The following is a 7,537-nucleotide window of genomic DNA, read 5'->3' as shown; positions in this document are numbered from 1 at the left end:
CGCCATTCAGTGGGTCTCGGATTGGCTGAACCTGCAGATCACCCGCGCCGCCTGACGATCGACGGTGTCAGTCAGTCAGTCCACGAGCGCACGAGAAGAGGCACACGCGATGACAATCCACCGATCACACAACCCGTCCGCCCGCTGGACCTGGTGCCGGCGCTGCAAACAACGCGGGTACTTCCTCCGATCCGACGCCAAGACAGTCCGCAAACGTCTCCACACCAGCAGAGGCCTGGCAGTCTTTCCCTGCCCGCACAACAACGACCTGTATCACGTCGGCCAACGCCCCACCGCGCTCAGTCGAGGCATCATCACCAGACGCCAACTACGCAGGCAGACAGGCCAAGACCCACCTGGCGACGGCAGGTAACCGCCACACCCGTGAAACACGCCCTCGAGCTGAGACCGTTAACGACCACGGTTCGGCCGACCCGCCACAGACGCTCTGAACTACCGCCAGAGCACCCCGACTGTCGATCCCACGAATGGCGCGCGTGAACAGCTTCTCGATCCTCCCGGGTCACCCAACATCGCCGGTGATCCTGCACGTACCGCACGCCTCGCGCACGATTCCCCTACAGGTCCGCGCACAGCTGCTGCTCGACGACGCGGCACTCGAAGCCGAACTGGACGAGGCCACCGATACCGACACCGACCTGATCGCAACAATCGGCGCCGACCACGCCCGTACCCGTCCGTGGATCGTGAACAATGCCCTCTCCCGACTGGTCGTCGACCCCGAACGGTTCCCCGACGCCTCCGAACCGGCCGCTGCCTACGGCCGAGGTGCCGTCTACACCCGGACCTGCGACGGCCGACTCCTCAGGGACGAACCATTCGCCGATACCGAGGCACTCCTCGACGAGTACTTCCGCCCGTACGCACTCGCGGTCGCCGAACTCGTCACCGACCGCATCGCAGCCTGCGGACGAGCAGTGCTCATCGACGTCCACTCCTACCCCGAACGCCCCTCCGGATTCGAGAACGCGGCCGCGGTGCGACCAGCCCTGTGCATCGGCACGGATCCCCTCCACACACCGGACTGGTTGACGAGCGCAACCCGCCGGACCTTCCGGCCCCTCGGGGAGATCGCTGAAAACACCCCCTACACCGGGTGCTACGTGCCACTCGACCGCTACGGCCACGACGAACGCGTATCCGCCGTGATGATCGAGCTGCGCCGCGACACCTACCTGCCCGATGATGGTCGCCCCGGAAAACAATCGGTCGCACAGCTCGGCGGATACCTTGCCGCACTCATCGACACCGCAACCGAGGTCGGCGCCGATGTGTAAACCCAAGCCCGGACCACGCTGCACCCCACACATGCGCAACCGTCTCACCCGCGCCGCTGCCCGGTTGACCGAAGCCCGCCGCAACCTCGACACCCAACCCGAGGCCGTCCACCTCCAACAACGGCTCAACAAGGCCGAATCCAACCACGCCGAAATCCAAGCCCTCTACGACGCCACACCCGGTGGCCAACAAGAACTACGGTCGGCGATCAAGAGCGAAGCCGGGCCCGCACGAAGCGACCTCGAGCGCCGCCTATCTGCAGGTGACAGACTGCGTGCGAACCAAATCGAAGCACTGAACCGCGCCCGAAACACTGGGGAAAATGTCCGAACCGAAGGAGCCGACCACCATGACACACGAGCCGATGACGCAGGAGCGCAGGGAGAAGTTCTGGCGGAAGTACCGGTGGACGCCCGATCTGCCGCCGGAGCAGCGCCAGGCGATCGAGCAGGTCTGGACGGACGAGAAGATCGAGGAAGCCGAAGCCCTCGGCTTCTGATTGGTGGCCGTCGCGTCGACCCGCTCGCCGCGCATCGCCGACCTGAGTCCGAGCGAGCCGACTTCGCTGCGCGTGGGCTATCGAGCCCGACCCTGTACGAGCTACCTTCGTCGGATGCGGATCTGTACCGCACCCAAATGCTGGAACTGACCAGCAACAACCGCTACGCATCCTCGGTCTACGTCTATGACGAGAGCGAATACGCCGACATGAGGATGCTGGTCACCGAGGATGGAAAAGCCGGCGTCGCTCTGAAGGACGATGAAGTCGTCTCGGTGTTCTCCCACAACGACGGCGCGCATCCCAACGCGGCACCGTCGATGCTGCGCCAGGCCACCGTCCTCGGAGGTCGGCGACTCGACTGCTTCGACACGGTCCTGCCGAACATCTATGCCGACGCCGGATTCGTCCCCGTCGCCCGGCTGGCATGGAACGACGACTACGCGCCCGACGGCTGGGACTACGACACCTACCGCCGCTACAACGACGGACGGCCCGACGTGGTGTTCATGGCCCACGATCCCGCAGCGGTCGGCTCACTGTATGACCGGACGGCCGGTCAGTATGTCAGCGACTACGACGATGGTATTGCCGCGGCGAAGGCCTACCGAACCGTAAAGGCAGGGATGTAGCTGCTTGCAGCGGCGCCAGTGAGATCCGACCTGCGGACGTGGCAGGACGTGATCAGCACCTCACGGCCATGCGCCGGGGCGACACATTTCTTCTGCGGTGGTCGCAGCAGCCGCACCGACAAGGTGCGGGCCGTGGTCACCCCGAAGCATGGGCGCCGTATCTCCGCCGCCGGCGGCGCGCACGGCTGCGATGGGAACCTGTATTGCCCACGCAATCCGGAATCTTCGGTGTGTGTTGGGACCGGTGCCGCGGGCCGAGCCACCACTGTGTCGTCCCACCCCGCTATTGTGTCGCCGTGACCCCCGCTGACCTCACCCGGGAATCGGTGCTTGACGCCATCGCGGAGTGCGACGAGCTCGGGCAGGACCAATTTCTTGCCCAGTACGGCTTCGCACCCGCACGGTTCTACCGGGTCCTCTACGACGGACGCGAGTACGACTCGAAAGCGATCGCCGGCGTCGCCCACGCCCACGCCGTCGGCCGCGTTGACCGCAGCCGAATTCTCCGGCGGCCAAGACACCGTGGTAAAAGCGCTCGAATCCCTTGGATTCACCCTCACGAAGGCACCGCAGGGTGCACCCGCGCAGCGCCGCGCCTGGCTGGTGATGACCAAAACCGAGTACCGCCGACTGGGCGGCGGGGAGAAGTACGACGACGACGCCGCCAGCCACTACAGCTGGGACAGCAATGTGGCGAACTCACGCCAAGTCTCTCCCGGCGACGCCATCGTCGTCTGGGACCAGAACGACCTCATCGGCGCCTCGGTGATCGAAACGATTGCCGAGGGCGATAAGACCAAGGCAATCGGTCGTTGCACCACATGCGGAACCACGAACTACCTGGAGCGTAAGAGACTGCAGCCGCGGTACCGCTGCTATGACTGTGGAACCGAATTCGACGAGCCGGCATTCACCGAGTCACACGTCACGACCTTTCGGACGACACACGACCAGGGATGGGTCGACCTCGCCGGTGTACTCGGCGCCCCACAACTGCGCGCATTGTGCGTGAAGAACTACTCGCAGAACAGTATCCGCGAACTCCGCTGGGATGACTTCCGGGCAGCGGTCGAGGCGGCCGCACCGGGACAGCCGCTCACCATCGTCGAAGCCACCAGCAGACAGCTCTCGGGCGGAGGTCACTCGACCCGCCCGGTGCGAGTGCGGCTCGGGCAACCCGCCTTTCGCGCGGAACTTCTCCGGCGTTACGGATCGAGCTGTGCCTTCACCGGACCCTCACCAGCGGAGACGTTGGAAGCGTGCCACTTGTACAGCTACGCGGACGTCGGAGTCCATGACAGCGAAGGCGGACTCCTGCTCCGCCGCGATCTCCACCGGCTCTTCGACCACGGTCTCATCGCGATCGACAGTGCCGGCACCATCGACGTCACGGACGAGATCCGGAAGAATCCGTCGTACGGTGATCTTCACGGAAACAAGGTGGGGATCACGCTCAGCAAGAAGCAGAAGGCCTGGGTCCAGCTGCACTGGGACGAATGGCGATCCGAGCCCTCAGGACTGCGCGCTATCTGATCAGATCCGGGTGCATGTCGGTGACCTTGCCGCCACTGTCTGCAGCGGGCGGTCTTCGTGAACGAGCTGGCGACCGGGCGACCCGCACCCGGGGCCGATCCTGATCACCGATACGGAGGCGCTGAATGCCCTTCTGAGGGCGGTGGGCCCGGATCGGGACCCGGTTTTTCACGAACCCGGAGCCGCTCGCCGCTGGGTGGCCCTGCCTGGGACCTGGAAACGGCGCTGCGTGGCCTGCGGGGGTGGGGCTGGACGAAGCGACGAAGTCGATCGCCCGCACACGTCCCCGGCTGTATCCGAGGTGGGGCGCGTCCAGCAGGACCCGAGGGGAACGGCTGTGAGTTCGAGGTAGTCGATCGTGTCGTGTTCGTAAGTTCGTCGTCGCTTGCCGGTGGAAGTCCGGTCCGGGTAGCTGCCAGGAGGCCCGGTAGCAGACTGGAGGCTCGGTCCGGGTGCTGTCGATTCGGGAGGAGGACGGCCTCCCGGAGGAGATCTTCGTGCTCAGCGTCTTCGATGTGATTCCCCAGTTCAGGGCAGCAACGTCACCCCGAAGAGCAGATCGAGCCACACGGCGATCGCGACCAGGCCGCCGAACGCGATCGCGACGATGAAAAATGGCGTCGTCGCGCGATCGGCCCAGTCGACAGGTGCGTCGTCGACCATGGATCGCGAAGGCTCGAGATCTGTTCCGAGTATGGCTGCGGGGAAGGCAACGAGATCGGCGACGATGCTCCCCACCACGAGGAGGACGGTGCCGACGAGGGTCATCCACAGTCCCCACCCGATCGAGACAGTTCCGTTCTGTTGATCTTCGGCGGGAATGAGGCTGGTCGCTTTGACCAGGGCAACCACGGTGGTGAGTAGGCAAATGATGCCTATCACGGCGGCCGCGACCAGCGGCCAGCGGCTCGGTGTGGCGGCCTTGATCAGCAACACCACGGCAGCGAGTGCGCCCATGGCCAACGTGTATTTCCCGATGGACTGTGTCCCTGGCACAGAGAGGAAGGCCGCTGCGGTGAACCACGGCGCGACGCTGCCGACGATGATTACCACGCTCGCGAGCCACGCAACGATGTACCCCGTAAGGTTCACCGACCCCAACGCCGAACTTCTCGCGTGCACGACCATCGCACCGTTCCCTTTCCCGTGACCATCGACACGGCGGTCAAGCCGGCGGCTCGGCGTCCTTGTCCCGCAGGAGCATATGCGAGGCATACCCGCGTGAGATCGAACGCCAACGAAGTGGATGAAGCAACGGCCCCCAGTGGGTGGTGGCCGCAACGGTTTGGCGGGCGGCGGACTTGCCCGACATCTTCCCGACGCTGATGAAACTGATCCAGGGCTGGCGAGCTCCGAGCGCAAGATCGACACATACACCCGGCTGAAGGGCGGCGACGTGATTGGCTACCGGCAAAAGGTGCAGGCACGGCAGCGGGCGGCCTTCGACGATTTTCTCGGCTTCGAGGACTGAACCAGATGACCTACCGGCCACCGCGTTCGCGCCGCGACAGACCCCGGCCTTGGTCCTCGTTGGGTGAGTGGAGGGGTGCGGGCGGATGCGAACGTCGTCGATTCGTGGACGCTGCGGGATGGGTTGTGCCTGCCTCGGTCCGGCTGGTCCGCCACTGTTTCGCCGGGGCTAGACTGGGCGGGCATCCTCGCCGAGCCGGTCCATCGCCTCCGCGGGAATCAGGCGCACTACTCCGGGCCGTCCCGGTCGGTGGGGTCCGCGACCGCATCACCTGGGTGGCCCGCACGGCCGCATCGCCGGTTGCCGGATCGGTTCCGTGGCGTACATCGACGACTACGACCCCGACCTGCGCGCCGCCGCGACCCACGGCGCCGTCGAGTAGGTGGTGAGCAATGACGCAGATCGCCGTTTCTGCCCCCTGCGCTGCACGAACATGGGGTGACAGTGGATGATGCGGTGGTGAAATTGTGGGTACTCGCAACCATCGCGGGCATCGTGCTGTCCATGACTGCCTGCTCGGTCTCGACGTACGAGGGATTGGCCACGACGGCACAACCGTCCGTGCTGTCGTCACCTGTGTCCGAGCCGGACTATTCGTCGGTCCTGCACCCGAACTACCGGGTCGTGACGACGAGTGCTCTCGACTTGGGCGGCGGCCCCACACCTGATCGGATTGTCGTCTCTGCCGGTCCGGGTCTGGACGCCGGCAAGCCCGTCGATGGTGGGACGCAGGACGTTCAGATCTTGTCCTACGATGCGATCGCTGAGCGGTGGAACGTCACGTTCGATGCCGCGAACACGATGACTGCGGCCGGATCCCTTGACGCGGTGCCGCTGCTTCCTCAAACCAATCGTCTGGCCTCGGTGACCGTGAAGGGGTTTCGTGCCGATCAGGACAAACCGGCGTACCTGCTGATCACCGGTGTCGACTCCACCGCGAATCATCCGCTGACCCTGACCGGGATCGTCTCCCTCAGCGACGGCGTCGCGAAAATGGCCTACCGCAGCAACCAAGACATGAACGCAACTGTGCAGGTGGAAGGCCCGGATACCGGTCCCCAGACACTCACCGTTGCCAGCGACTACTTTCCGCCCTGGGCTCCGGCATGCTGTCCGCTGCGCAAGTACACCCGAACCATCGGAGCACGAGGCGACGCCGGTCTCCTCATCGATCTCAGCGATGATCGACCATGGCTCGGAGTGTGGCTGGGCCAACCTTCTGAGGGAGACGGGCCCACCGGCAGTGGAGTTGTGGTGAGCACGATCCCCGGATCACCCGCGTCCGCCGTGCTACAGCCGGGCGATTTGATTCTCGGGGTGAAGGGCGCCGCCGTACCTGTCGGCAGACCCGTGTACGCGTTCGACGAAGTCGGATCTCACTACCCCGGGGACTCGGTCACGCTCCGCATCAGCCGACACGGCCAGGACAGCACCGTCGGGGTCACCTTGGGTTCAATGGCCGACCCGCACGCTGCACAACCTTCCGCACCGATCGAAGGTTTTGTCGGGATACAGGTCCAACCGGCGGCAGGGAGCACGCCGGGCCTCGAAGTCGCCGACGTCTCGGCCGGAGCACCTGCTGCACGGGCGGGGATGCAAGAGGGGCAGATTGTGACCGCAGCCGACGATGTGCCGGTACGCACCTTCACCGACCTGCTCGTCGCACTCACGAACAAGGCGGGTCATTCACTCACCTTGACCGTGGTCGACCCCTCCACCCATGGGTCGTCCTCCCTCACGGTTTCCCCGCAGATTGCCCCGTCGGGACGCCTCGCGAGTCACCCCATCTGACGAATTCGGACCGATCGCCCACCGCTGGTACCTCTGGCGCAAACTCAGGTCGAAGGTGGTGACTGCTCAGTGATTTGAGGGGTTGCCGGCCCGGGCCTCGCTCATGCAACCTCGTGAGTTGCCGACCGTGTTTCGTGCTTGGCCTGTATGTGTGAGGGGGACCCGGTATTTACGAGCGCACGCGTGTTGGACTGTCCGAGATCAAGCTCGCCGTACCGGCGAGGACAGGAGAAATGGTAGGTGGAGATTCCGCACGATGAGGTTCCCCCCGGAAAGTGGACACCGACTTGGCGGGACACCGGTCCCGCTGGA

Annotated in this window: 7 protein-coding genes; 6 read left to right on the top strand and 1 reads right to left on the bottom strand. The window is 65.1% G+C overall.

The window, feature by feature from the left end:
* Window positions 1–488 precede the first annotated feature (488 nt).
* The 4 genes from P3H15_RS52545 to P3H15_RS52530 all read left to right on the top strand — a co-directional run bounded on the left by P3H15_RS52545 (window position 489) and on the right by P3H15_RS52530 (window position 3,963).
* Window positions 489–1,298 carry an N-formylglutamate amidohydrolase gene (locus P3H15_RS52545; protein ID WP_346348890.1) on the top strand — a complete coding sequence of 270 codons (810 nt, stop codon included), beginning with the start codon at window positions 489–491 and terminating at the stop codon, window positions 1,296–1,298.
* A 323-nt stretch (window positions 1,299–1,621) separates the two neighbouring features.
* Complete coding sequence (locus P3H15_RS52540; RefSeq protein WP_276144582.1) at window positions 1,622–1,798, top strand: hypothetical protein; 177 nt, start codon at window positions 1,622–1,624, stop codon at window positions 1,796–1,798.
* Window positions 1,799–1,935: 137 nt separating this feature from the next.
* Complete coding sequence (locus tag P3H15_RS52535) at window positions 1,936–2,430, top strand: hypothetical protein (protein ID WP_276144581.1); 495 nt, start codon at window positions 1,936–1,938, stop codon at window positions 2,428–2,430.
* 486 nt (window positions 2,431–2,916) lie between these two features.
* Complete coding sequence (locus P3H15_RS52530; protein ID WP_276144580.1) at window positions 2,917–3,963, top strand: HNH endonuclease; 1,047 nt, start codon at window positions 2,917–2,919, stop codon at window positions 3,961–3,963.
* A gap of 528 nt (window positions 3,964–4,491) precedes the next feature.
* Here the strand turns inward: P3H15_RS52530 and P3H15_RS52525 are convergent.
* Window positions 4,492–5,091 (bottom strand): hypothetical protein, encoded by a 600-nt coding sequence (locus P3H15_RS52525; protein WP_276144579.1) that lies wholly within the window; start codon window positions 5,089–5,091, stop codon window positions 4,492–4,494.
* A gap of 118 nt (window positions 5,092–5,209) precedes the next feature.
* Between P3H15_RS52525 and P3H15_RS52520 the strand changes: the two genes are divergently transcribed.
* Together P3H15_RS52520 and P3H15_RS52515 are read left to right on the top strand one after the other, a co-directional pair.
* Window positions 5,210–5,434 (top strand): hypothetical protein, encoded by a 225-nt coding sequence (locus P3H15_RS52520; RefSeq protein ID WP_276144578.1) that lies wholly within the window; start codon window positions 5,210–5,212, stop codon window positions 5,432–5,434.
* A gap of 438 nt (window positions 5,435–5,872) precedes the next feature.
* A complete protein-coding gene (locus P3H15_RS52515; RefSeq protein WP_276144577.1) occupies window positions 5,873–7,225 on the top strand; it encodes a PDZ domain-containing protein in 1,353 nt (450 codons plus the stop codon).
* The last annotated feature ends 312 nt before the right edge of the window (window positions 7,226–7,537 follow it).

It is taken from the genome of Rhodococcus sp. T2V (genome assembly GCF_029269925.1).
GTDB classification, from domain to species: Bacteria; Actinomycetota; Actinomycetes; order Mycobacteriales; family Mycobacteriaceae; genus Rhodococcus_F; species Rhodococcus_F koreensis.
The sequence above is the reverse complement of the archived record's forward strand: the minus strand, read 5'-3'. Positions and strand labels throughout refer to the sequence as shown.

Excerpts from the sequence above, each read along its gene's own strand:
- P3H15_RS52520 (WP_276144578.1), top strand. The coding sequence starts at position 5,210 with ATGAAGCAACGGCCCCCAGTGGGTGGTGGCCGCAACGGTTTGGCGGGC.
- P3H15_RS52540 (WP_276144582.1), top strand. The coding sequence starts at position 1,622 with ATGTCCGAACCGAAGGAGCCGACCACCATGACACACGAGCCGATGACG.
- P3H15_RS52525 (WP_276144579.1), bottom strand. The coding sequence starts at position 5,091 with ATGGTCGTGCACGCGAGAAGTTCGGCGTTGGGGTCGGTGAACCTTACG.
- P3H15_RS52545 (WP_346348890.1), top strand. The coding sequence starts at position 489 with ATGGCGCGCGTGAACAGCTTCTCGATCCTCCCGGGTCACCCAACATCG.
- P3H15_RS52535 (WP_276144581.1), top strand. The coding sequence starts at position 1,936 with ATGCTGGAACTGACCAGCAACAACCGCTACGCATCCTCGGTCTACGTC.